The 23,463-nt window shown below is 52.4% G+C and carries 24 protein-coding genes and 2 pseudogenes; 22 read left to right on the forward strand and 4 right to left on the reverse strand.

The features are described from left to right. The first annotated feature begins 95 nt into the window (after positions 1–95). The 3 genes from EH198_RS02955 (at position 96) to EH198_RS02965 (ending at position 3,392) form a co-directional block, all read left to right on the forward strand. Positions 96–1,508: a DHA2 family efflux MFS transporter permease subunit gene (locus EH198_RS02955; protein WP_124694506.1), complete on the forward strand. Its 1,413-nt coding sequence runs from the start codon at positions 96–98 to the stop codon at positions 1,506–1,508. A gap of 176 nt (positions 1,509–1,684) precedes the next feature. After that, a complete protein-coding gene (locus EH198_RS02960) occupies positions 1,685–2,665 on the forward strand; it encodes a hypothetical protein (RefSeq protein ID WP_124694046.1) in 981 nt (326 codons plus the stop codon). Continuing rightward, positions 2,658–3,392: a M15 family metallopeptidase gene (locus EH198_RS02965; RefSeq protein ID WP_124694047.1), complete on the forward strand. Its 735-nt coding sequence runs from the start codon at positions 2,658–2,660 to the stop codon at positions 3,390–3,392. The genes EH198_RS02960 and EH198_RS02965 overlap by 8 nt, the downstream gene beginning before the upstream one ends. Positions 3,393–3,460: 68 nt before the next feature. On the opposite strand, the gene EH198_RS02970 is transcribed toward EH198_RS02965, so the two are convergent. Continuing rightward, entirely contained in the window at positions 3,461–3,667 is a 207-nt protein-coding gene (locus tag EH198_RS02970; protein ID WP_124694048.1) for a DUF1657 domain-containing protein, read from the reverse strand. Positions 3,668–3,860: 193 nt separating this feature from the next. Between EH198_RS02970 and EH198_RS02975 the strand changes: the two genes are divergently transcribed. Beyond that, entirely contained in the window at positions 3,861–4,721 is an 861-nt protein-coding gene (locus tag EH198_RS02975; protein ID WP_124694049.1) for a DUF421 domain-containing protein, read from the forward strand. A gap of 192 nt (positions 4,722–4,913) precedes the next feature. On the opposite strand, the gene EH198_RS02980 is transcribed toward EH198_RS02975, so the two are convergent. Further along, positions 4,914–5,246: an AzlD domain-containing protein gene (locus EH198_RS02980; RefSeq protein ID WP_124694050.1), complete on the reverse strand. Its 333-nt coding sequence runs from the start codon at positions 5,244–5,246 to the stop codon at positions 4,914–4,916. Beyond that, positions 5,237–5,968, reverse strand: a complete 732-nt coding sequence (locus tag EH198_RS02985; protein ID WP_124694507.1) for an AzlC family ABC transporter permease — start codon at positions 5,966–5,968, stop codon at positions 5,237–5,239. The genes EH198_RS02980 and EH198_RS02985 overlap by 10 nt, the downstream gene beginning before the upstream one ends. Before the next feature lie 190 nt (positions 5,969–6,158). Here EH198_RS02985 and EH198_RS02990 point away from each other — a divergent pair, with 190 nt between their 5' ends. The 17 genes and pseudogenes from EH198_RS02990 to thiD form a co-directional block, all read left to right on the forward strand. Further along, entirely contained in the window at positions 6,159–6,743 is a 585-nt protein-coding gene (locus EH198_RS02990; RefSeq protein ID WP_124694051.1) for a TetR/AcrR family transcriptional regulator, read from the forward strand. Between the two features lie 266 nt (positions 6,744–7,009). Beyond that, positions 7,010–8,284 carry an MFS transporter gene (locus tag EH198_RS03000; protein ID WP_124694052.1) on the forward strand — a complete coding sequence of 425 codons (1,275 nt, stop codon included), beginning with the start codon at positions 7,010–7,012 and terminating at the stop codon, positions 8,282–8,284. A 122-nt stretch (positions 8,285–8,406) separates the two neighbouring features. Beyond that, positions 8,407–8,853, forward strand: a complete 447-nt coding sequence (locus tag EH198_RS03005) for a bacteriohemerythrin (RefSeq protein WP_246014067.1) — start codon at positions 8,407–8,409, stop codon at positions 8,851–8,853. 173 nt (positions 8,854–9,026) lie between these two features. After that, entirely contained in the window at positions 9,027–10,169 is a 1,143-nt protein-coding gene (locus tag EH198_RS03010) for a metallophosphoesterase (RefSeq protein WP_124694053.1), read from the forward strand. A gap of 90 nt (positions 10,170–10,259) precedes the next feature. Continuing rightward, the gene (locus EH198_RS24470) at positions 10,260–10,424 is read left to right on the forward strand and encodes a hypothetical protein (RefSeq protein WP_185702724.1); all 165 of its coding nucleotides are present in this window, start codon (positions 10,260–10,262) and stop codon (positions 10,422–10,424) included. Between the two features lie 237 nt (positions 10,425–10,661). Beyond that, positions 10,662–11,447: an SDR family NAD(P)-dependent oxidoreductase gene (locus EH198_RS03015; RefSeq protein WP_124694054.1), complete on the forward strand. Its 786-nt coding sequence runs from the start codon at positions 10,662–10,664 to the stop codon at positions 11,445–11,447. A gap of 203 nt (positions 11,448–11,650) precedes the next feature. After that, positions 11,651–12,031, forward strand: coding sequence for a GntR family transcriptional regulator (locus EH198_RS03020; protein WP_124694055.1), 381 nt, complete (start codon positions 11,651–11,653; stop codon positions 12,029–12,031). After that, positions 12,028–12,894 carry an ABC transporter ATP-binding protein gene (locus EH198_RS03025; protein WP_124694056.1) on the forward strand — a complete coding sequence of 289 codons (867 nt, stop codon included), beginning with the start codon at positions 12,028–12,030 and terminating at the stop codon, positions 12,892–12,894. The genes EH198_RS03020 and EH198_RS03025 overlap by 4 nt, the downstream gene beginning before the upstream one ends. Next, a complete protein-coding gene (locus tag EH198_RS03030; protein WP_124694057.1) occupies positions 12,887–13,537 on the forward strand; it encodes an ABC-2 transporter permease in 651 nt (216 codons plus the stop codon). The genes EH198_RS03025 and EH198_RS03030 overlap by 8 nt, the downstream gene beginning before the upstream one ends. Positions 13,538–13,625: 88 nt before the next feature. Continuing rightward, on the forward strand, positions 13,626–14,669 hold the full coding sequence (locus EH198_RS03035; protein ID WP_124694058.1) for a tagatose 1,6-diphosphate aldolase: 1,044 nt from the start codon (positions 13,626–13,628) through the stop codon (positions 14,667–14,669). A 174-nt stretch (positions 14,670–14,843) separates the two neighbouring features. Beyond that, positions 14,844–15,230 (forward strand): MerR family transcriptional regulator, encoded by a 387-nt coding sequence (locus tag EH198_RS03040; RefSeq protein ID WP_124694059.1) that lies wholly within the window; start codon positions 14,844–14,846, stop codon positions 15,228–15,230. A 95-nt stretch (positions 15,231–15,325) separates the two neighbouring features. After that, the gene (locus tag EH198_RS03045) at positions 15,326–16,483 is read left to right on the forward strand and encodes an aldo/keto reductase (RefSeq protein WP_124694060.1); all 1,158 of its coding nucleotides are present in this window, start codon (positions 15,326–15,328) and stop codon (positions 16,481–16,483) included. Positions 16,484–16,565: 82 nt separating this feature from the next. Beyond that, complete coding sequence (larC, locus tag EH198_RS03050; RefSeq protein ID WP_124694061.1) at positions 16,566–18,014, forward strand: nickel pincer cofactor biosynthesis protein LarC; 1,449 nt, start codon at positions 16,566–16,568, stop codon at positions 18,012–18,014. Next, positions 17,992–18,801 carry an ATP-dependent sacrificial sulfur transferase LarE gene (gene larE / locus EH198_RS03055; RefSeq protein WP_124694062.1) on the forward strand — a complete coding sequence of 270 codons (810 nt, stop codon included), beginning with the start codon at positions 17,992–17,994 and terminating at the stop codon, positions 18,799–18,801. The genes larC and larE overlap by 23 nt, the downstream gene beginning before the upstream one ends. 5 nt (positions 18,802–18,806) lie before the next feature. Continuing rightward, entirely contained in the window at positions 18,807–19,562 is a 756-nt protein-coding gene (larB, locus tag EH198_RS03060) for a nickel pincer cofactor biosynthesis protein LarB (protein WP_124694063.1), read from the forward strand. Between the two features lie 215 nt (positions 19,563–19,777). Then, the gene (locus tag EH198_RS03065; protein WP_124694064.1) at positions 19,778–21,277 is read left to right on the forward strand and encodes an IMP dehydrogenase; all 1,500 of its coding nucleotides are present in this window, start codon (positions 19,778–19,780) and stop codon (positions 21,275–21,277) included. Positions 21,278–21,327: 50 nt separating this feature from the next. Next, positions 21,328–21,855 (forward strand): annotated as a pseudogene (thiD, locus tag EH198_RS03070) (bifunctional hydroxymethylpyrimidine kinase/phosphomethylpyrimidine kinase); the annotation flags it as partial. 133 nt (positions 21,856–21,988) lie between these two features. Here the strand turns inward: thiD and EH198_RS03075 are convergent. After that, a complete protein-coding gene (locus EH198_RS03075) occupies positions 21,989–22,804 on the reverse strand; it encodes a helix-turn-helix domain-containing protein (protein ID WP_124694065.1) in 816 nt (271 codons plus the stop codon). A gap of 147 nt (positions 22,805–22,951) precedes the next feature. Here EH198_RS03075 and EH198_RS03080 point away from each other — a divergent pair. Then, positions 22,952–23,317, forward strand: a pseudogene (locus EH198_RS03080) (ATP-binding cassette domain-containing protein); the annotation flags it as partial. Between the last annotated feature and the right edge of the window lie 146 nt (positions 23,318–23,463).

Here is a 23,463-nt window from a genome sequence, read left to right on the forward strand (position 1 = left end):
TGTTATAATATAGTTAAAGAGACAGAAATATAGGAGGAATCGGAGTGGAAGATACGATACAATCAACAGATATTAACAAGGAGAGGATCAGGAAGATGCCGATCCTGGTTTCGCTGCTGCTCAGCGGCTTTATCGGCATGTTCAGTGAAACCGCGCTCAATGTCGCGCTAAGCGACTTGATGAAAGCGCTGGAGATTACACCGACCACGGCACAGTGGCTGACCACCGCGTATTTGCTGACGCTGGGAATTCTGGTCCCCCTCTCGGGATTGTTGATTCAGCGGTTCACGACCAGGCAATTGTTTATCGCATCCTTGTCTTTCTCCATAATCGGGACGGCTCTGGCCGCTGTCTCGCCAAACTTTGAATTTTTGCTGATCGCCCGGGTCGTGCAGGCTATGGGAACGGCGCTTCTGCTGCCGCTCATGTTCAATACGATTCTGGTGCTGATCCCGCCTGAAGAAAGAGGAGCTGCAATGGGGATGATTGGGCTGGTCATCATGGTGGCCCCCGCAACCGGTCCGACGATCGCAGGTCTCCTTATCGAGAACCTGAGCTGGCACTGGATTTTCTGGATGTCGCTGCCGTTTCTCGTAATCGCGCTGATCTTTGGGATGGTCTTTATGCAAAATATAACGAAGGTGACCAAGCCTGCCATCGATTGGCTGTCGATTCTTCTATCCTCCGTTGGCTTCGGGGGTGTCGTGTACGGCTTCAGCAGCGCCGGAGAAGCGGACGGCTGGAACAGCCTTAAAGTATGGATTGCCATTGCTGTCGGGGCGTTCTCGCTGATTCTGTTCGTATGGCGCCAGCTTACAATGAAGCAGCCGCTGATGGATCTTAAGGTGTTTAAGTATCCGATGTTCGTCGTAGGCCTGCTGTTGATCTTTATCTGTATGATCGTCATTTTGGCGGCTATGCTGATTCTGCCGCTTTATTTGATTAACGGACAGGGATACAGCGCGTTCAAGGCCGGCCTATTACTCCTTCCGGGCGGACTGATTAACGGCTTGTTTTCGCCGCTGATGGGCAAGCTGTTCGACAAATTTGGCCCGAAATGGCTGGTCATTCCGGGATTAGCCATTGTCGCCGCCACCCTGTGGCTGTTCTCGGGTATTAACGCGGCTTCCACTGTAGCATTCGTGATCGTGCTGCACAGCGGGCTGATGATCGGGATATCGATGGTGTTCATGCCAGCCCAGACGAACGGCATCAACCAGCTTCCGCTTGAGCTTTACCCGCACGGCACAGCCATTATGAACACGCTCCAGCAGGTTGCCGGAGCCATAGGCACCGCGCTTGCGATCAGCATCATGACGGCCGGCACGAACAGCTATCTGAAGAGCGTGAAGAATCCGCAGGACCCGGCCGAGCAGCTAGCAGCCTTTACGCAGGGGGTCCAGCACTCTTTTATTTTCGCCATGTCGCTAACCATCGCCGGCTTGATCCTTGCCTTCTTCCTGAAGCGTGTGGCCGTCCGCCATCCGCAGGAAGGCGCCATGCACTAAGCAAAGCTTATATCGCTTCAAGCCCTTCGGCCAATGCCGGGGGGCTTTTTTGCACCGTCACAGAGCCCGATAGAAAGGCGCAGCCGTTTCTTCAGATTGTATGCAACATTTTGCGGCAAGTGCGCGTCCAGAGGGTATATAGGCTTTACTAAATCAGCTTGGAAAGAAGGGTTTTTATGAAAAATCTACCTAAATTATCTGTAAAAATAAAAAGAAATGCCCTGCTCGGGCTGGCAATCGTTGTGGGAGCGGGCGCCGGAACAGCGGCAATCGCGCAGTCGGCATCGGCCGCGCCGGCCGCGGCGGTTGTAACCGCCGAACAATCGTTAGGCGTGTATAATCAATTCCAGAAATACTTGAAAAATTCCGCGAAGACGCCGTACAGCCTGGTTCAGGCCCGCAATTACCTGTTCAACCATATCAAACGGGTCGATTCCTGGCGCGCCACCGTCATGGTGCTTCAACTGGAGAATGCGCAGAAAGCGCGATTGAATGTTTTTTCGGAAAAATTCTTTCTGGAGAAGGTCCAAAAAGTAATAGACGCCGCTTACCGCAAAGGTGGGCGGGAGACGGGACTCACTTACAGCAGCTTGCTGAAGTATATTACGGATCACAGCGTCCGCGCCTTATTGACCGAGTCCTACGGTTACGGCTATAAGCTGGAGACCAGTGAAGGCATGTATTACCCTGTCATGCATTACGAGGGCTTCAAATTCTTCAAGCCTTATATTGGAAAAGACATCGCTGCCTATATTGACTTGATGGCTGCTGATTCCAATAAACCCGCCCTGAGCGACGCCGCCATCGTCATCACTTGGAATGAACTGATTAACCGGACGCTTGCCCTGGAAACCTATGTAAAGGAGTATCCGAAATCCAATCGTACCGCGGCGGTAAAGGATAAATTGAAGCTGATGGAAACATTCGTGTTTTATGGCTCCAACAATACTCCCGCCTATCAATACGGAGCCAAAGGCGAGCTGACAACAATCGATCCCGAACTCAGACAAGCGTATGAAAAAGCGTTGCAGAGCGGGGTGGGGGACAGCAGAGTTTTGAAGACGATCCAGAATGTGCTGGGAATGCTGGATACGAGCGGAGATAAATGGAACGGGAACATCGAGAAATTTTTAAGGGATTTCATACAAAATGGTTAAGCGGTTGATTCTGGCGCTGACGCTGATTCTGGTATTTGCGGGTATGCCTCTTCCGGGCGGCTGGAGTACGGCTTCTCCGGTGAATGCGTCGGCGAAAGAGGCCATTAAGCAGTATCCTTTTCCCATAGGTTTCGTGTATGTGGACGAGGTGATACCCAATGCACGGTTCGACATCCGTTATTACGGTGAGAACAATTTTGCGGGACGGCGAATTGCCGGGTACAATGCGCCTTATGCCATTTTGACGAAGCAGGCCGCCAAAGCGTTAAAAGCGGTCAGCGATGAGTTGGAACCAAAGGGCTATGCGATTAAAATTTACGATGCCTATCGTCCGCAGAAGGCGGTCAATGATTTTATCAAATGGTCTAAGGATGGCGGGGACATTAAGATGAAACGGCAATATTACCCCCGGTTGGATAAGAAGAATCTCTTCAAGCTGGGCTTTATCGCCACCAAATCCGGGCACAGTCGGGGCAGCACCGTCGATTTGACGCTCGTAAGCATTAAAACCGGGAAGCTCGTCGATATGGGAGGGCCGCATGATTTCTTCGGTAGTCTTTCGTATTATGATTCACCGCAGATCACCGAGGCGCAGCAGGCCAACCGGAGGCTTCTGAAGGAAGTCATGAACAAGCATGGATTCAAAGGATACAGCAAGGAATGGTGGCACTTTACGCTAATTAAAGAGCCTTTTCCTGAACGGTATTTCGATTTTGATGTTGAATAACTTACAAAAAGAAGGCCTCACTCCCCACGGCATTTGTGGAGAATGAGGCCCTTTTGCTGTTACTTGCTTTAGAAACCCTTGTATTGGGGTTCTTCATTCTCAAGCTGCTGTACCCGGCTTTCCACCTGCTGCATGATTTGTTGGGTTTGCTGCGCAGCAGAGGTAAACAGAGTTTTGGCGTCCTGATTCTGAGTGCTCAATGCGAATTGCTCAAGGCTTGCTTGGGCGCTTTTCAATGAAGAAAGGCAAGTTTTTACATCTGAAGCTACGGTCATCGTCAATTCCTCCTGTGTTGGGTTATGAATGGTGAATCACCACGCTAATATTTGCGCCGCAAGCTCCGATTATGCATTGGAAGCATTCCATTTTTTCCAAAAAAGAGCAATGGATTTCCGGATAGGTTCCGCTGCTTTGAGCAATAATGAATTTGGATGAAATTTGTCAGCAAAACAAAGGGAGGGCGCTGTAATGCCTACTTGGTTGGAGGTTATTTTACGGACCATTGTTGCGGTGGTCGTGCTGTTTCTGTTAACAAAGATACTTGGCAAAAGACAGGTTTCCCAGCTTTCTTTCTTCGAATATATTACGGGGATCACGCTAGGCAGCTTGGCGGCCTACATCTCGCTGGATACGGACAATACCTGGCATTTGGGCATGATTGCGATTGTGGTATGGGTCGCCATTTCCTTCGGGATCGAATTTCTGCAGCTCAAGAGCAAGAAAGCCAGAGACTTCGTCGATTTCAAGGCAACCGTGGTGATCAAGGACGGCAAGATTTTGGAGGAAAACCTCAAAAAAGAGCGTCTGACTACTGATGATCTGCTGGAGCAGCTTCGGGGGAAAGACGTGTTCAAGGTAGCCGATGTCGAGTTTGCGATTATGGAAACGACCGGACAGATCAACGTACTGCTTAACCGCGAGAATCAGCCGCTTACTCCGAAGCATTTGGGAATCAAGGTCGCTCCGGAGAAAGAAACGCAAGCCGTCATTATGGACGGGAAGCTGATGCCTGAACCGCTCGATATGATGGGGAAAACGCCAAAATGGCTGATGGATGAACTGGAGAAGCAGCAGCTTAATCTGCAGGATATTTTTCTGGGGCAGATTGATTCCTATGGGGAGTTGACCGTCGATTTGTACGCCGACAACGTTCAGGTCCCGCAGCCTCAGGAGAAGCCGGAGCTGTACGCCCTGCTGAAAAAATGCGAAGCCGATCTGGAAATGTTCGGGCTGACCACTAAAAATAAAGACGCCAAAAAGCTGTACGAGCAGTGCTCGTCACAGCTTCAGCAGGTGATCTCGGACTTAAAGCCGCTCCTCCGCACTTAAAGCGGAGCGAGTGGCTTTACCGAGGGCAAGATAGATGATTTGTTTATCTTTAAATTCCTCGCTGCAATTCGAACCTTTTGCCATAAAGGGTATTGGGTTTCAAAGCTCATTGTCTCCTCATACCAGGTAATATCGGATGGGGGAGGGGATGAGTTATACATAAGCAGCCTCCAATCTGTTCTCTAAGTCTTGTTAACCCGGCAGCACCAGCCGGAGCAGCATCAGAGACACGATGCCCACCGTCACTGTTCCGAGCAGGCTGCGCGTTGCAATAGCGACGAGAAAAGCGGGAACCGCCGCGAACAGTTCTGTATTGCTTGTCAGCGGGACGAGCTTGCCGTCTTGGATAAGCAGCTCCTGCGCCACCAGAGCGGCCATAATGGACACAGGTACATGATTCAACCACCGCATGCTCCAGTCCGGAAGCATGAACCGGCTGAGCACCATCAAGGGCAGAACGCGCGGGATAAGGGTGACTGCCGCCGAACCGAGTATAATCCACAGGATTTCGCTTCTTACTTCCATTTTTCCACCGCCATTCCAATAGTCGCAGCTATGATTGTTGCCGCAATAACCCCGACCGTCGGGGAGACCCACAGAGAAACGCCGATCGCCACCGCCGCCGCCGCCAGACCGACGATGACATCCGTCCGGATTGTGCGCCGGCCGAGTATGGAAAGGACCAGCAGCCCGATGAACATGGCCGGCAGCGCATAATCGAGACCGAATTTTTCGGGGCTGGTAATCCACTGTCCGAGAAGAGCGCCGGCAATGTTGGCGGCGCACCAGTTCAAATAAGCGGTGATATTAAGCCCGTGCATCCATTTTTCGCTGATTCTTTTGCGTTTGGCGGCTTCATTAATGGCGACGCCAAAGGTCTCGTCTGTAAGAAGAACGCCGACAAGGAAATTACGGAAAGGCGACAGTTGACGGAAGTAGGGCGATATGGCCGCGCTTAGCAATAGATGCCGAAGATTTACGAATAGAATCGTTATGATGATGCCTGCCGACGGGCTGCCCATGGCGATCATGCCTGCAGCGATAAATTGGGCGGACCCGGCATATAGAACCAGAGACATCAGGATAATCTCCGTAATGCTTAACCCCGCCGTTTTCTCGACGACGCCCGCCGCAAATCCGATGCTCAAATAGCCGAGCAGCGTGGGAAGACAGTCCTTGACTCCCATTAAAAAGCTTTCTTCATTCGTGCTGCTCCCGGTTGTCTGTGCCCGAGTTGTTGTTTCCATTTTCATTATGTAGTTCGCGACCTCCTAATTGAAACAAGCTTCTTGTTCTAGCGGTAATTATTCTGCCGTTATTTTATCACGCTGATGGATAAAAAGGGCATACCGAGGCCTGTCAAATGCAAATTTGGCGCAAAATACTTGACCGACCGTTCTCAAATGAATATGATGGAATCAGAGAGGAGGGGAGACGATGGCAAGACCCCGGGAATTCGACGAAGAAACGGCACTCGATAAAGCGATGGAACTGTTCTGGAGCAAGGGCTATGAAAAAACATCCATTCAGGATCTGTGCGATTACACGGGAGTGCACCGTGGCAGCTTGTATGAAACGTTCGGGGACAAGAATGAATTATTTCTGGCTGCGCTTGACCGGTTCCGGCATCATTTGGCGGGAAGACTCTTTGCGGTTTTGGAGGAGCACGGCAATCCGAAGGAGCAGCTTGCCGCCTTTTTCGAGCGGCTGATCGAAAGCTCTATGGACAATGCAAAAGAACGGCGCGGCTGCTTCATTGCGAATACGGCCATCGAACTGGCGCCCTTCGACTCCAAGGTGGCGAGCAGAGTGGAGGCAAGTCTGCTGGATATGGAGAATCGTTTCTACAGCTTTCTGCTGCGCGCGCAGAAGGAAGGCCGGTTGAAAGGGAAGCATAATCTCCGCGAGCTGTCGAGGTTCCTGGTCGGTGTGAAGCAGGGAGTGCATATCATGGCCAAAGCGACTGATGACCGCAAAACATTACAGGATGTATATCAAGTAGCACTTTCGGCAATTTTTTAATTTTTTTTTGCTGAATTAAAGAATGTATATTCTTAATTTATGATGAGGAGGAACAATCATGACTCAAAAACCGCTTGAGTTACCGGAGCCAACAGAGGGCTCGGACTGGAAATATCCAAACAGCTGGGTACGCTTGGCATAACCGTTCTGATGGGCGCACGCACCCTCTCCTCGGCAGAGACTCTGCCCTGGTAATGGAAGGGGGATGGACTGTAAGATAGATACTGTAAGATATATAGAGAAGTGATAGAGATAGGAGTGAAGGGATGCGCAATATTAATCTAGCTCCCAGGTGGTATTATGGCTGGACTGTGGTTTCCATTGTTTTTCTAGTGTTGCTGGTTTCGGCGGCCATCAGTTCGATTCCAAGCGTATTGATGCTGCAATTTGAGGGGGAATTCGGCTGGAGCCGCTCCGCCGTATCCGGCGCGCTGTCCATCCGCATCTTTTTGTACGGATTAATGGGTCCTTTCTCCGCAGCGCTGATGGCCCGCTTCGGCATCCGCCGCATCATGCTACTGACGTTGAGCTTGCTGACAGTAAGCCTTGCGATGACGTCTTTTATGACCGAGCTCTGGCAGTTCATCGCACTGTGGGGGATTGTCATGGGTCTGGCCACCGGAGCGCTGGCCAATGTTCTGGGTGTCACAGTGGCGGGCCGCTGGTTCGTGAAGCATAGAGGGCTCGTAGTCGGCATTCTTACAGCCAGCGCGGCAACGGGCCAGCTGCTTTTCCTGCCGCTCCTGGCGAAGATTTCGGTCGGTTTGGGCTGGAGGTTTTCCATTTATACGACCATTGCGGTGCTGCTCATTCTGATTCCGGTGGTTGCGATCTGGATGAGAAATCATCCTTACGATGTCGGTGCTGCTCCTCTTGGAGAGACGGAGATTTCACCGCCTGCGCAGTTCCGGGGAAATTTGTTCTTAGCTCCGCTGCTTGCGCTGAAAGATGCGATGAAGAGCGGTACGTTCTGGCTGCTGGCAGGTACTTTTTTCTTCTGCGGCTTCTCCACCAACGGCTTAATCGGGACCCACCTGATTCCCGCCTGCGGCGACTTTAACATCCCGGTTGTCATGGCGGCCGGATTGCTCGCATTGATGGGAATGTTCGATATGGCGGGCACGACGCTGTCGGGCTGGCTGTCGGACCGTTTTGACAGCAGATGGCTGCTGTTCTGGTATTACGGTCTTCGCGGGTTGTCGCTGATCTTCCTCCCTTACGCGCTGAACGGAGGTTACACGCTGATGCTGGTGTTTGCCGTGTTCTACGGGCTGGACTGGATCGCAACCGTACCGCCAACGGTCAAACTGACCGCCGATCATTTCGGAAGAGAAAAATCGGGGATGGTGTTCGGCTGGATTCTGGTGTCCCATCAGCTTGGGGCCTCGGCAGCCGCTTACGGCGCCGGTGTGATGCGGCAATGGCTTGGCAGTTACACCGTTCCTTTTGTTACCGCAGGCTTTCTTTGCCTGTTCGCCTCCCTATTGGCCATGAGAGTTGTAAAAATGCGCAGTAAATCGGCTGCGACTGTTGAAGCCTGAGCAATCAGGCTTTTTTACATTATATGTAACCTCGTGGACGGCAAACCCCCATATTGACGAAAAATGTCGTGTGATGTTGTTAACTGTTCTTTCCGCTCGAAAGAGAGAAAATGGAAGCGTGTATGAAAATTATGGTAGAAGGAAGCGATGCGGCAATGATAACCTGGAGGGAATCGTACGAAATAGGAGTGGAGAAAATCGATTGTCAGCACCGTCAATTGCTGGTCAAGCTGAACGAATTTTTTGATGCCTGCTCGAATCAGCAAGGGCGCGAGAAGATCGAGGAAACACTCAAATTTTTAAAGGATTACACCATTGAGCATTTTGGCAGTGAAGAAGAATTGATGAACGACATCCACTTCCCGGAGTTATCCGAGCATCAGAAGGAGCACGCCGATTTTGTCAAAACCGTCCTTGAACTGGAAGAGATGGTGAAGACCAAAGGCGTTTCCGTTCTAACCACGATTAAGCTCAACCGCACTTTAACGGATTGGCTTCTGAGCCATATCAACAAATGCGACCGGCTGATCGGGGATTACCTGGCCCAGCAGCGCAAAGCGAATGCGTAATTACTAATACATAGCAAGGGAATGGAGCGGCAGTCAGGGATCGATGAAGTCCCGGGCTGCCGTTTTTGTGTGCATTCCGACGGTGACCCGAGGTGTGGGTAAAGATGAATCGGGACAAGCACTTGTGATAGAATGTACTGCAAATGAGACTTGAGTTAAGGGAGACGCACGCCATGAAAAAGCTAAGGCTGATTATTTCCATTGCTGCAGGCATTATTCTGCTCGGTATCGTCAATTTTTATATCGGCTGGCATTTGTGGATGCTGCTGCGGGAATGGTTCCCGGGGATAGACGGTGGGTTATACTGGTCCGTTTTTCTTATCGTCGCATTTGCCTATTTGATCTGCCGCCTTCCATGGCCTGCGGCTTTGCGCCCGATAGGGAGGTTGTTAAAAGTCATCGGATCATATTACTTGGCCTTGATGGAATTCGCCATTATTTTATTGCCTGTGGCCGATCTGTTCTACGTGATTTTGTCCCTCGCCGGAGTCGATGTTTCCGGCTATGTTACCGAGGCGGGCGCGGTACTCGTGATGTTGGCGGCGGTTTTTATCCTGTGGGGCTCCCGAAATGCGTGGAGCACGGTGCTGCGGGTTCACTCTCTTGGGCTGAACAAGCAATTTGAGGGAAATGATGCGCTCAAGATAGCCGTGGCGTCCGATCTTCATCTTGGCAACATTGTCGGCAATCGGCATTTGAAAAAGATGGTTGACCGGATGAATGCGATGAAACCGGATATTATTTTGCTGGCTGGCGATGTGCTTGACGACAGCCTGGAGCCTTTCGTCCGCAACCGGATGAGCGAGCAGCTCGGTAAGCTGAAGGCCCGTTACGGCGTATTCGCCGTGCTGGGGAACCATGAGTATTATGGCGGGGATATCAAGAAGTACACGGAGCTGATGAGAGCAATCGGCATCCGCGTGCTACAGGACGAGGTGGCCGAGGCCGCCGGCGTGTATATCGTGGGCAGGAAAGACAAGACGGCGGAGAGCATGGACAGCGAAGGGCGCTTAAGCGTCGCCTCCCTGCTGGAAGGCCTTGATTTGTCCCGCCCCGTCATCATGATGGACCATCAGCCGACAGGCTTTGACGCCGCCGCGGCGGCGGGAGTGGATGTTCTTCTCTCCGGCCACACGCACCGGGGGCAGATCGCTCCCAATCACTGGATCACGAAACGGTTGTTCGAGCTGGACTGGGGCTATTTGCATAAAGAAAATCTGCATGTGATTGTTTCATCCGGTTTTGGCACATGGGGTCCGCCCATCCGTCTGGCCAGCCGGTCGGAGATTATCGGACTGTCGCTGAGCACAAGCTGAGGGACACACCGCCTTGCGGTCATGCATAATTTTCCTCCCTGACCGGGAAACTAACCAAGTAATAAAGTAAGGTTAAGGAGAGGATTACCCATGAGTCCCGACAAAAATTTGATCAACACGGTAAAAGATTTGGAGCAGGTCGCACCGACCTCCCATGAAGCCAATCAGCTACAGGAGGAGAAGAACGACCGGCGTAAGGAAATGCTGCGACGAGACAAGGGATACAAGGAGAATGAGCAAAACTCCTACGAGTAAGACGGCTTTTCGGGAGTGATAAGCTTCCGGCAGGCAAGACCAAAGCGAAGTCCGCTTCACTTTCAAGGGGCACCGAATTCGGTGTCCCTTTTTTGGATGAAATGCTGATTCGGCGCCTGGGTAATCCGGGAGGTCTTTTCGTTTTTTGATTACTTTTGAATCAAGGGGGTAATTAAAAAAAGGTAATCAATTAAAGCCTTACGGGGCAATACAAACGCAAGAAGGAGCGGAAACCATATGAACAGAATTCAGGACAAGGTCGCAATTGTGACGGGAGCAGCTTCCGGGATTGGCAAAGCCGCTGCCGTTCGTTTGGCGGCCGAAGGCGCAAAAGTCAGTCTCATCGACAAGAACGAACAGACGATCACCCAGACCGAAGCGGAGATCAAGAACGCGGGCGGGGAAGCGGTCAGCTTTATCGCCGATACTTCCAACCCCGAAGAAATCGGCCGGGCAGTCAAAGCTACAGTGGAGCAGTGGGGCACCATCGATACCGTATTTGCCAATGCGGGAGCTCTGGGGATGGCGTCCCCGATTGAGTATTTTCCTTCGGAAGAATGGGCCGGAACGATTTCGAATAACGTAATCGGGACCTTTGAGACGGTGAAGCAGGCTATTCCTTATATGAAAGAAAAAGGCGGCTCCATTACCGTGACCAGCTCGGTCAGCGGCAGCCGGCAGTTCGCCCAGCCGGGTTTTTCGGCTTACAGCACCTCCAAGGCGGCGGTTGCCGTATTCGCCGAGATGGCGGCGCTGGAGCTGGCCCAGTACAAAATCCGCGTAAACGCCGTCTGCCCGGGTATCATCGAAACGAATATTTTTGATTCCCAGAAGAAATCCGAGCATCTGGATGAAATCAAATATCCGTTTGACATCCCGCAGGACGGCGTTCCGCTGACGCACGCTCCCGGGAAGCCGGAGGAGGTTGCGAATCTGGTGCTTTTCCTCGCAAGCGAAGAAGCTTCCCACATTACGGGCACCAAAGTGTTCGTTGACGGCGCGGAGACGCTGATCAAAGGCTAAGGCCTCTGGCCGGTCCTTCAAGGAAACGGCCTCATTCCATCCGCAGTTTTAAAAGCACATTCTGCCGCAAGCGCAGGGTGTGCTTTTTTGCCGTGTGAAGATCCAGTTATTTGAAAAAAAGGGGAAATGACGTTGACAACAAAGAATATAATGTATATATAATATATATACAATATTGACAGCGCAGCAGAATGGGGTGAATGATGAACATCATTTTATCGAACTCATCGGGAGAACCGATATATGCGCAGATTGTAAGCCAGATCCGGCAGTTGATTTTACAGGGCGAACTGGTCTCGGGGTCCCCCCTGCCTTCGATCCGCCAATTGGCCAAGGATTTGCAGATCAGCGTTATTACGACAAAACGCGCATACGAGGAATTAGAGCGGGAAGGTCTTGTCAATTCTCTGGTGGGAAAAGGCTCCTTTGTGTCCGGCATGAATCAGCAGTATATCCGTGAACAGCGATACCGGCTCTTGGAGGAAAAGATGAAAGAAGTATTGGAAGAGAGCAGACTTCTTGGGATTGGGTTTGCGGAAATGGTTGACATATTCAGGACGCTTGGTGAGGAGGAGCAAGGATGAGCAATGTGGTAGAGATTCGAGGAGTTTCCAAGTCTTTTGAACAGTTTTCGCTGGATCAGGTGCAGTTTGAAGTGAAAAAAGGGTTTATCACCGGATTGATCGGACCCAACGGCGCGGGAAAGAGTACAATGATCAAGATTATGATGGATATGGTGCGTCCGAGCGGCGGGGAGGTCCGAATATTCGGCAGCTCACTTACGGAAGATCCGGGATTGAAGGAACGCATCGGATACGTCTCGGATGAGAATTATTACTACGAGAATATGACTCTTAGGAATATGCGGAAAATGATCGCCCCCTTTTATAAAAATTGGGATAATGCAGCCTTTACCCGGTATCTGGAAATGTTCGAGCTGTCCGAAAAATCCAAGATCAAGAACCTGTCGAGAGGAATGAAGATGAAGTTCTCGCTTGCAGTGGCACTGTCCCACCATGCGGAACTGCTGCTTATGGACGAACCGACCGCAGGCCTTGATCCCGTCTTCCGCAGGGAGCTGCTGGATCTGCTCGGGGAGGAGATTCTGGATGAGAACAAGTCGATCGTCTTCTCTACTCACATTACGAATGATCTGGACCGGATCGCGGACTATATCATTTTTATGAACCGGGGGAAAGTCGTCTTCAGCGACAGCAAGGACGAAGTGCTGGAACGGTATGTCATGGTCAAGGGCGGACGCGAACTGCTCGACATGGATGTGCGTCAAGTTTTCGTCGGGATAAGGGAAGGGGCTCACGGGTTCGAAGCCTTGGCGCCGGACCGCCGGGAAGCGGAGCGGGTTTTTCAGGGAATCGCGCTGCTCGAAACGCCGACGCTTGAGGATATTATGTATTTCACTGTAAAAGGAGGCAAGGCTCATGTCTAATCTCGTTTCCTTGATCCGTAAAGATTTTATGCTGTCGAGAAATTTTCTGCTGTTTGGCGTCCCTTATCTCCTTTTAATATTCATTATGAATACGAAAAGCACCCCGTTCGGCGTGAGTCTGTTTGTAACTTTCCCCGCCATGATGATGCTCCTTACCTCCTGCCTGCAGGATATCCGAAATGTGAATATAAGGTTCTCGGTCAGTTTGCCTGTGCACCGCAGATTGATCGTGGCCTCTAAGTATGTATCGGTTCTGCCGTTTATCTTGATTGGGGCAGCTTTTGCTCTGGTATTAAGTCTGGTGCTGCAGCGGCTGGGATATGACATCCTAAATTTGAATTGGAGAGTGCTGGGGGTCTCGATTCTGCTGGTGCCTCTGACCGCCTCGATTTACCTGCCCCTGTATTATTGGCTCGGGCCCAAGGGAGCCCAATATGTGAATACCGTGTTCTTTTTGGTCATCTTCTTCGGCATGAATAATCTGGGAGACATCATTAGTGCGATTCCTGGGCTGAAAAGCTTTATTCTGGACAATGCGGATATGGGTCTTGAAAAATGGCTGCTCGGAGGTGCCGTCTACATCGTATTTATCGCGGCTTCTTACCTTGTCTCTCTGCGTCTGTTCACCAGCCGGGATTTATAGTTTCCTGGTTGATCTCCGTCCTGGCGGTTAAATACGAAATAGCAGGCCAACCGTTGGGACATATTAGGAGATGAAGGAGGAACGCCAGATGAGTGTGAGAATATCCAAAGGAAAATACGACCGATTAATCAAGCTGTCCAATGAACAGGGGTTGTTTGTGGCGACGGCCATCGATCAGCGGGGGTCGCTCAAGAAATCGCTTGGACGCGCTCTCGGAGGCGAAGCGGACGGACGGCATGTCGCCGAATTCAAAAGACTGGTGTCCGAAGAGCTGACGCCATACTCCAGCGCAATCCTGCTCGACCCGGAGTACGGCTGGGATGCGGCGGCGGTCCGGCATAAGGATACCGGGCTGCTGATCGCATATGAGGAAACGGGCTATGACGCTGCGGAAAAAGGACGCCTGCCGGATCTGCTGCCCGAATGGTCGGTGCGTCGCTATGCGGAAAAAGGCGTCGATGCCATCAAAATCCTGATGTATTACGATCCGGACGACGATGAGAAGATTAACACGATTAAACATGCCTTTATCGAACGGGTCGGAGCCGAGTGTGAGTCTATCGATATCCCTTTTTTCTTCGAGGCCGTCACGTACAGCGATACCCTCACGGATTCCGCCGGAGCGGAATTTGCCAAGGCCAAGCCGGAAAAGGTGAAAAAATACATGCAGGAATTCACCAAGCCGCAGTACAAGATCGACGTGCTGAAAGTGGAGGTTCCGATTAACCTGAAGTATGTCGCGGGCACCCGGGCCAACGCGGGCGGCGAAGCCGTGTATACGCGAGAAGAGGCGATTGCGCATTTCAAGGATACGGCGGATCTGACGACCGTTCCGTTTATATATTTGAGCGCGGGCGTGACGAATGAAACGTTCATCGAGACGCTGGAGCTGGCCGGTGAAGCCGAAGTTCCTTTCTCGGGCGTGCTGTGCGGACGGGCAACCTGGCAGGACGGTGTCGAGATCTACGGCAAGCATGGAGCCGAAGCGCTGCGGGCATGGCTGAAGGGAGAAGGCGTACGGCGGATGATCCGTCTGGGTGAAATTTTGTCGAAGGCCGCGACCCCCTGGTGGGATTTCTATGGCGGCAAGAACAAGATCGAGGTTGTGGAACGGGAAAAAACAGGGGTTTAACCTTGAATACGGACGGCTTCACGGACGTGTTTCGTCTGTTGAGGCCGTTTTTGTATTGCATGGAATACGCTCACACATTTTACAGAACTTGAAATCCTTCTGTTGACTTCAAGTGCACTCGAAGGTGTATGATGAAAGCGAAATAGAGTCCGGAAGCGGAAAGGAGGTACGCGGATGGCCTTAACCATCAAGGAAGCTGCCGAACATACGGGTCTTACCGTCCATACCCTGAGGTATTATGAGCAGGAAGGACTCTTAAAGGCGCTTAAACGGGATGAGCGGGGAAATCGGCTGTTTGAGCCGGAGGATCTGGACTGGCTGTATTTTATCCGCTGCTTGCGGGACACCGGAATGCCTGTGGCCAAGGTGAAGCATTTTGCCGAGCTGGCTTTTAAGGGCGACCACACCATGAGGGAACGGCTGCAAATTCTGCAGGACCACAAGCGCTCGACGGAGCGAAAGGTGGAGGAAATGAACTCGTTTTTGGAGAAAATTACGCACAAGACGGTATGGTACGAAAATTTGGTCCGTGAAAGGGAACAAGCGGCTGAAAAAGTATGATCGCGCGGCATTATATGTGAAAAATATCACATCATTTCATTTTGGCAAGCCTGCAGCCGCTAATCACTACTATTTTGATTAGGAGGAATTTATCCATGTTGTACCGCAAATATGGCAAGACAAACGAGATGGTCTCCGTTCTGGGCTTTGGTTGCATGCGGCTTCCCGTAATTGACGGCAACGCCCGCAATATCGACGATGACAAAGCAATCGCGATGCTGCGTTATGGTATCGACAACGGGATCAATTATGTGGACACCGCTTATCCTTATCATGGAGACGGCATGGGTGGACCCGGGGAGAGCGAGCCTTTCGTCGCCCGGGCGCTTAAGGATGGATACCGCGACAAAGTGAATATCGCCACCAAGCTGCCCAGTTGGCTTATCCGGACGCGGGAGGATATGGACCGCTATCTGAACGAACAACTGGAGCGTCTGGAAACTGACCGTATCGACTTCTATCTGGTACATGCGCTCAACGCAGGAACCTGGAAGACTGTAAAAGAACTCGGTATCTTTGAGTTCCTCGATTCGGCGGTAAAAGACGGACGAATCCGTTATCCTGGCTTCTCGTTCCACGACGAACTGCCGGTGTTCAAAGAAATCGTCGACGCCTACGACTGGACCTTCTGTCAGGTGCAGTACAACTACCTGGACGAATACTTCCAAGCCGGAATCGAAGGTCTGGAATACGCCGCGGCCAAAGGCATCGGCATCGCCGTCATGGAACCGCTGCGGGGCGGCAAGCTGGTTCGCGACATTCCGGAAAGCGTACAGGCGGCCTTCGACAAGACCGATATAAAGCGGACGCCAGCCGACTGGGCACTGCGGTGGGTGTGGAACAACCCGGACGTGGCGGTTACCTTAAGCGGCATGAGCACCATGGAGCAGGTGGAGGAAAACCTGAAAATCGCGAACGAAGCGCATCCCGGCTCTTTAAGCAAGCAGGAGCTGGACATCGTGGAGGAAGCGCGGACCGCTTTCCGCCAGACGAGAGTCAGCTGTACCGGCTGCGCCTACTGCATGCCTTGTCCGGCTGGAGTGAACATTCCGGGCAATTTCACCTATGTGAACGAGTATTATTTCCTCGATAACGACAAGCAGAAGCAGGCGCTGAAGGAAACCTATGCCTCCCGGATTCCCGAGGTAGGACGGGCATCTAAATGCGTTGAATGCGGCACCTGTGAAGAGCATTGCCCGCAGAACCTGCTCATCATCGAAGAGCTGAAGCATGTTGTTGAGGTCTTCGCTTAAACCTTGAACAACGATGCATCGACATGCATTTTTCTAATAAAGTTTCTTGCAAACTCATCTTAATAGAAAGGAGAGCAAATTGTTGAACATTCTCTACTATGATTGTTTTGCGGGCATCAGCGGAGATATGAACTTGGGCGCGCTCCTTGATGCCGGGGTCGATCCCGATTACTTCCTTCGAGAGATCGCCAAGCTAAATCTGAACGGTGAATTTGAAGTTACCATCGCCAAGGCACTCAAAAAGGGAATTAGCGGTATCAAAGTTGACGTTCGGCTGACAGGAGACCAACGCGGTTCTCACCAAGGTTCTGAACATGCGGAACACGGACATGAACACGAACATAACCATGGGCACGAGCATGAACATGCGCACGGACACGAGCATGTACATGGACACGAACATAACCATGCGCACGGACACGAGCATGAACACGAGCACAATCACGCCCATGAGCAAACTCACATCCAGGAGCACAATCATCACCATGAGCAAGGCCATACCCATAAGCATGACCATAGCCACGATCACCATCACGGCCATCATCACCGCAATGTCGAGGATATTGAGCGGATCATTGGGGCCAGTTCGCTGCCTGACCGGGTGAAGGAGCTCAGCATGAAAATCTTCATGCAGGTTGCCCTCGCGGAAGCGAAGGTTCACGGCAAGCCGCTGGAGGAGGTCCATTTTCATGAGGTGGGCGCGGTGGATTCCATTGTCGATATCGTTGGAGCCTCCATCTGCCTCGACTACCTTAAAGTAGACAAAATCCTGGCTTCTCCGGTTCAGGTGGGCGGCGGCTTTGTCCGCTGCGAGCACGGGCTGATTCCAGTGCCTGCGCCGGCGACCGTCGAGATTCTGAAAGGCATTCCGGTGAAGGCCGGTCTCGTTCCGTTCGAGACGACGACGCCTACGGGAGCTGCGATTCTGGCCGCGGTGGTGGATGAGTTTACCGACAAGCCCGATTTCGTGATGGAGGCGGTCGGCTATGGACTTGGCAACCGGGATCTGGAGATCCCTAACGTGCTGAGGGTTTATCTGGGCCGGATGGAGGATAAGAAGGAAAGCGCCGCAGCCGGACCGATTTTGCTGGAAACGAACATCGACGATATGAACCCCGAGTTGTACAGCTACGTGGAGGAACAGCTTTTTGCCCGGGGTGCTTCCGATGTGTTCAAGACTCCGATCATCATGAAAAAGGGCCGCCCCGCCGTTAAGCTGAGCGTGCTTGTCGGCTCGAAGCGGGAGAAGGAAGTGCTGGAGGTTATTTTCAAAGAGACGACTTCCCTCGGCGTACGCAAATTCCCAGTCGGCAAAGCCATGCTGGAGCGCAGCTTCGTTAAGCACAACACCCGGTACGGCGAGGTGACGATCAAAAACTCCTATTATGAAGGAAAGCTTGTCAAATATAAGCCCGAATACGAAGACTGTAAAAGGCTGGCGCTGGCAAACGGCGTGCCGATCTCGAAGATTTACCGCGAAATTTATACTGGTTATGAGGTGAATTTGGATGAATCGCAACCCGAAATATGAGGCCCTTCTCGATTATCTGAAACAGCTCGACCGGGTGGTGCTTGCATTTTCCGGCGGGGTGGACAGCACCTTCCTGCTGCGTGCGGCCAAGGAAGCGCTAGGCGACCGGCTGAAGGCCGTCACGATTCTTTCCCCTTACATTCCCAAATGGGAAATTGAAGAGGCCAAGGAGCTTGTACGGGAGCTCGGCGTCGATTACGAGATTATCGAGGCTCCCTTAATCGACGAAATCAAGTATAACCCCGACAACCGCTGCTACCTGTGCAAAACCGCGGTGTTCAGTATGATCAAGGAACTGGCCGGGAAGGGCGGCTACCGTTATGTCATCGACGGCACCAACTTTGACGACATTCATGACTACCGGCCGGGGCTGAAGGCGCTCGCCGAGCTCGGAGTCAAGAGCCCGCTGCTCGACTGTAAGCTGACCAAGGCGGAGATCCGCAGTCTGTCCCGGGAGCTGGGGCTCCCCACTTGGGACAAGCCGCCGTATGCCTGCCTATTGACGCGTATCCCGTATGGCAGCGAACTGCGCACGGAGGATTTCGAGAAGATCGAACGGGCGGAAAAATATTTGATGGACCTTGGCTTCCGGGCCATCCGGGTCCGCTGCCACGGCGATCTGGCCCGCATCGAGGTGGGCCGGAGCGACCGCAGCCGGCTGTTCGACGAGGAGCTTATGGACCGAATCTCGGAAAAGCTGAAGGAATTCGGCTTCCGCTATGTCTCCCTTGACCTGGCGGGTTACAAGACGGGCAGTCTGAACGCCGCCATAGGCGTCACGGGGTGAAGGGCATGCACAATGAAGCGCTTCGAAAGCTGCTCACCTCCGTTCAAAATGGCGAGCTGAAAGTGGAAGAAGCCCTGGAAGATCTTAAGGAGCTGCCTTTCAAAGACCTCGGCTTCGCGCTGATTGACAATCACCGGGAAGTCAGAACCGGCGTGCCGGAGGTTATCTATTGTGCCGGGAAGACGGTGGAACAGGTGCGGCAAATCGTCGAATACATGCTCACGAGAGACAACAATATTCTGGGCACCCGGGCAAGCGCCGAGATGTATGAAGCGGTAAAGGCCATCTGTCCCGAAGCGGAGTACAATCCGATCGGGCGGACGATCACCGTCCGCCGCAGACTTGTGGAGCTGACCGACAGTTACATCGCAATTGTCTCGGCGGGAACCTCCGACCTCCCGGTCGTCGAGGAAGCCGTGGAAACTGCCCTCATCCTTGGGAACCGTGTAGAGAAGATTACCGACGTTGGGGTTGCCGGGATTCACCGTCTGTTCGACAAACTGGGTGTGATCCGGGAAGCCAAGGTCGTCGTGGTTATCGCCGGAATGGAAGGCGCGCTGGCCAGTGTCGTGGGCGGCCTCACCGACAAGCCCGTCATCGCCGTCCCGACAAGCATCGGCTACGGGGCCAATTTCGGCGGGCTGTCGGCGCTGCTATCCATGCTTAACAGCTGCGCCAGCGGAGTCAGCGTGGTCAACATCGACAACGGCTACGGCGGCGCGTATTGCGCCAGCATGATCAACAAGCTTGCCGGCTCATAAGCCAAGCAAACAGTAGGAAGGCCGGCAATTCCGGATGGAAGATGCCGGCGATAAATCTTGCCAAGCACGGCCTCTCGGAGACTATCCGGGGGGGCCGTGCTTTTTGGCGTAAATTGATTGAACACTGACGAATAACACGCTCACACTTTTTGCATTGACAAATGGATTAGTTGACGTTATGATGTGAGGAATTTTCAGACAAGGAGTGGAAAAACGTGGCCTATTATTACCCGGAACCTTCCCGGACGTTCAGTGAGTTTCTGTTGATTCCGAATTTAACGACAAAGGATTGCACCCCCGCAAACGTGGACCTTAAAACGCCGATTACCAAATTTAAAAAGGGCGAGCAGCCGGACATTTCCTTGAATATCCCGTTCTCGTCGGCGGTGATGCAGTCGGTCTCCGATCATCAGATGGCGATTGCATTGGCCCGCTGCGGCGGCATCTCATTCATTTTCGGTTCCCAATCCCCGGAAGACCAGGCGGACATGGTCCGTAAGGTAAAAGAGTATAAGTCCGGGTTTGTGGTTAGCCGCTCCAATTTGACCCCGGATCATACCTTGAAAGATGTGCTTGAACTGAAAGAGGATACGGGACATTCCACGATCGCCGTTACCGATGACGGTTCACCAACCGGCAAGCTGCTGGGAATCGTAACCGGCCGGGATTACCGAATCAGCCGTGATCCGCTGGACAAACGGGTAAGTGAATTCATGACGCCGTTCTCTTCCCTGATTGTCGGAAAATCCGGAATCAACCTTCCCGAAGCCAATGACATGATTTGGGAGCACAAGCTGAATTGTCTGCCGATCGTGGACGGGGAACAGCGGCTGGATAGTCTTGTTTTCCGCAAAGATTACGACGCTCATAAAGAAAACCCGCTGGCGCTGATGGACGGCAATAAGAGCTATATCGTCGGGGCCGGCATTAACACAAAGGACTATGAAGAGCGGGTGCCGCTCTTGGTAGAAGCGGGCGCCGATATCCTGGTGATTGACGCGTCGGACGGGTATACGGAATGGCAGCGCGACACCATCGCTTACGTCAAAGAGAATTTCAATGTTAAGATTGGAGCGGGAAATGTCGTAGACAAGGAAGGCTTTCTGTATCTTGTCGAATCAGGTGCCGACTTTGTGAAGGTAGGCATCGGCGGCGGATCGATATGCATTACGCGCGAGCAGAAGGGGATCGGCCGAGGACAGGCGTCGTCGCTTATCGAGGTTGCGGAGGCAAGGGAGCAGTATTATAAAGAAACGGGCATATACGTTCCGATCTGCTCGGACGGGGGGATTGTTCACGATTATCATATCACGCTTTCGCTGGCGATGGGCGCCGACTTCGTCATGATGGGCCGGTATTTCGCCCGGTTCGACGAGAGCCCGACCAAGAAGCTGAAAGTCGGAAACAACTTTGTCAAAGAGTTCTGGGGAGAAGGCTCCAACCGGGCGCGGAACTGGCAAAGATATGACACGGGCGGAAAGTCGGGGCTGATCTTTGAAGAAGGCGTCGATTCTTACGTCCCTTACGCGGGTAGCCTCAAAGAGAATCTGGACAAGACGATCAGCAAGATCAAGTCGACGATGTCCAACTGCGGCGCGAAATCAATCGATGAATTGCAGCAGAACGCAAGAATTACCCTTGTCTCCTCAACCAGTCTGGTTGAAGGCGGCGCGCATGATGTTATTATGAAAGAAACCAGCTTTTCGGGAGAGTAACCCAATAGCACCATAGAACAGAAGGGGTAGTTGGCATTGAGCAGAATAGTGAAGACATTGACTATTGTCAGGGCAATGTGGTTATTGATCCCGTCATGGTCTGCAAAGGCGAGGATGAGTTGCTGAGTCCCGAGAGCGCCGAGGCGATCCGTGAGCTGCTGCTGCCGCTCGCTACGGTCATTACGCCGAACCTGTTCGAGTCGGGAGTGCTGTCCGGCATTGGCAAGATCTCTACGCTGGACGACATGAAGGAGGCCGCCGCGGTCATTCAGCGCCAGGGGGCGAAGACGGTGGTGATCAAGGGCGGCAAAGCGCTTGGCGGAGACAAGGCGGTGGACCTGTTCTATGACGGAGCCGAGTATACGGTATTCGAGACGGATAAAATCGAGCCGGCGTACAATCACGGTGCGGGCTGCACCTTCGCCGCCGCGATCACGGCAGGACTCGCAACCGGCCTGAGCACCCGTGAAGCCGTAGCCAAGGCGAAGGATTTCGTTACGGCGGCGATCCGAGCAGGCTATGCTTTTAATAATTATGTTGGCCCCGTGTTTCACGGGGGCTACCGGTTGAACCGGTAATAATGTAATCCGGGAGTGAACTAAAATTCAGGAGGCGCGTCCGCCGTTCAATATAACGGGGCCGCGCCTCTTTGGGTTTGTAAGGGGGTTAAAAGGGGAGCCGCCTGGAAGATGAGCTCTGTCGCCAGTTTGTTTAGACCCTCTTTCGTCCCAGGCGGTATTGTTCCGGAGCCATGCCGGTGATTTTGACGAATGCGCGATAAAATTGGCTGGCCGAAGCAAAGCCGAGGCCCGCGCTGATCGCGGAAATTGTAGCTTCGGTATGTTCGAGCTCATACTTGGCGCGCTGGATTCGCAGACGAAGAATATACTGGTAAGGCGTGAATCCGGTCGCTGCTTTGAAGGAGCGGATAAAATGATATCGGCTCTGCAGAGCCATGGACGACAATAAATCAATGCGAATCGGTGATGTAAAGGAGCGGTGTATGTATTCGAACACTTGATCCATGTAGGGATCTCCCGTACTGGCGAGTTCCGGAAGACACGGAGGATTCGTTTCCGGACAGACCCCTCTTTTCAGATTGCGTGTAAGATATTGCAGCACATTGGCCTCCGTAAGGCTCCGTTCATATCGGTCATCCTCATCAGGCAAAACCAGCGGGGAAATCCAGCGATTGAACTCCGCGTTCAGTTCCTGGGGATTGATGACCTGCTCCACAGCGATACAATCTGCTTCCCTAATCTGTAAAGACTCCCACAGCGAAGTGCGTACTTTGATCACGATTGCGCGGTTTCCTTTATCCACCCGGATTTGATGCTCCTGAAACGGTTGATGGATGATCCCTTCGCCCTCCGGAATGAACCCCGTTGTCCCATAACTAATGACGGAGGAGCCGCCGCGAATGGCGAAGGTCAGCTGTACCCAGTTCTTATGAACATGGGGAGTGTCTTCGTAATGCTCTTCCAATCTGCACAGCTCGATATTCTCCGTCACAACTTGCATTTTCATTAGCGTTCACCCCGTCTCATTATAGTATGATAGCAATAATTGCAGATGAATTGAGCAATTTTCACAATGACATTTTTACATCAGATTGTTTACAATACGTTAATGCAGATGTGATCATCCAGGGAATAGAAAGGAGGTTGCAGGGGAATGGACAGCATTTTGAAAGTAAGCAATGCCTCGTGGAAAAGAGGGACAGAGACGCTGCTGGACCAGGTAAACTGGAGCATTGAAAAGGGGCAAAATTGGGCGTTGATGGGACTGAACGGTTCCGGCAAAACGACGCTGCTGAACATAATCAACGGTTACATCTGGCCGACCGATGGGGAGATTTATGTGCTTGGCGAGCGGTTCGGCGAGATCGACCTGAAGCTCCGCAAATCTATCGGCTGTGTGAGCTCTTCCCTTCAAGAGAAGCTTCACGGCTCAGACCGGACGCAGCTGGTCGTGATCAGCGGAAAGCATGCCTCCATCGGACTATACGCCAATGCGCCGGAGGAGGATTACGAGCGGGCCTGGTTCGATTCCGGCGAAACGTCCCGCATGCTGAACGAAGAGACGCTCAGCCGGTTTTTTGAAGCGCCTGTCACGGCCCGGCACAGCGGCGGCCGAACCTATATTTTTCCCGGCAACAACAGACCGGGCAAAGGAGAATCATAAGC

It is taken from the genome of Paenibacillus rhizophilus, from assembly GCF_003854965.1.
Classification (GTDB): Bacteria; Bacillota; Bacilli; order Paenibacillales; family Paenibacillaceae; genus Paenibacillus_AQ; species Paenibacillus_AQ rhizophilus.